Annotated in this window: 1 rRNA gene; it reads right to left on the bottom strand. The window is 56.3% G+C overall.

From position 1 onward, the window contains the following. Positions 1-1,433 (bottom strand): 16S ribosomal RNA (locus BC102111_RS17460); the annotation flags it as partial. Between the last annotated feature and the right edge of the window lie 7 nt (positions 1,434-1,440).

Here is a 1,440-nt window from a genome sequence, read left to right as displayed (position 1 = left end):
GGTTAGGCCACCGGCTTCGGGTGTTACCGACTTTCGTGACTTGACGGGCGGTGTGTACAAGGCCCGGGAACGTATTCACCGCAGCGTTGCTGATCTGCGATTACTAGCGACTCCGACTTCACGTAGTCGAATTGCAGACTACGATCCGAACTGAGACTGGCTTTAAGGGATTCGCTTGCCCTCACGGGTTCGCCTCTCTCTGTACCAGCCATTGTAGCATGCGTGAAGCCCAAGACATAAAGGGCATGATGATTTGACGTCATCCCCACCTTCCTCCGAGTTGACCCCGGCAGTCTCCTATGAGTTCCCACCATCACGTGCTGGCAACATAGAACGAGGGTTGCGCTCGTTGCGGGACTTAACCCAACATCTCACGACACGAGCTGACGACAACCATGCACCACCTGTACACCAGCTTCAAAGAAGAGGACCTGTTTCCAGGACGGTCTGGTGTATGTCAAGCCTTGGTAAGGTTCTTCGCGTTGCATCGAATTAATCCGCATGCTCCGCCGCTTGTGCGGGCCCCCGTCAATTCCTTTGAGTTTTAGCCTTGCGACCGTACTCCCCAGGCGGGGCACTTAATGCGTTAGCTACGGCGCGGAGAACGTGGAATGCCCCCCACACCTAGTGCCCAACGTTTACGGCATGGACTACCAGGGTATCTAATCCTGTTCGCTCCCCATGCTTTCGCTCCTCAGTGTCAGTTACAGCCCAGAGTCCCGCCTTCGCCACCGGTGTTCCTCCTGATATCTGCGCATTTCACCGCTACACCAGGAATTCCAGACTCCCCTACTGCACTCTAGTCAGCCCGTACCCACTGCACGCGCAACGTTAAGCGTTGCGTTTCCACAGCAGACGTGACCAACCACCTACGAGCTCTTTACGCCCAATAATTCCGGACAACGCTCGTACCCTACGTATTACCGCGGCTGCTGGCACGTAGTTAGCCGGTACTTCTTCTGCAGGTACCGTCACTTGCGCTTCTTCCCTGCTGAAAGCGGTTTACAACCCGAAGGCCGTCATCCCGCACGCTGCGTCGCTGCATCAGGGTTTCCCCCATTGTGCAATATTCCCCACTGCTGCCTCCCGTAGGAGTCTGGGCCGTGTCTCAGTCCCAGTGTGGCCGGTCGCCCTCTCAGGCCGGCTACCCGTCGTCGTCTTGGTGAGCCATTACCTCACCAACAAACTGATAGGCCGCGAGCCCATCCCCAACCGAAAAAACTTTCCACCACCAGACATGCGTCCGGCAGTCGTATCCGGTATTAGACCCAGTTTCCCGGGCTTATCCCGAAGTCAGGGGCAGGTTACTCACGTGTTACTCACCCGTTCGCCACTCATCCACCCGGTGCAAGCACCAGGCTTCAGCGTTCGACTTGCATGTGTTAAGCACGCAGCCAGCGTTCGTCCTGAGCCAGGATCAAACTCTCCATAAAAAATTTA

Source organism: Brevibacterium casei CIP 102111, assembly GCF_900169275.1.
Taxonomy (GTDB): Bacteria; Actinomycetota; Actinomycetes; order Actinomycetales; family Brevibacteriaceae; genus Brevibacterium; species Brevibacterium casei.
Note: the sequence above shows the minus strand (reverse complement) of the source record. Positions and strands in the feature narration are given on the sequence as shown.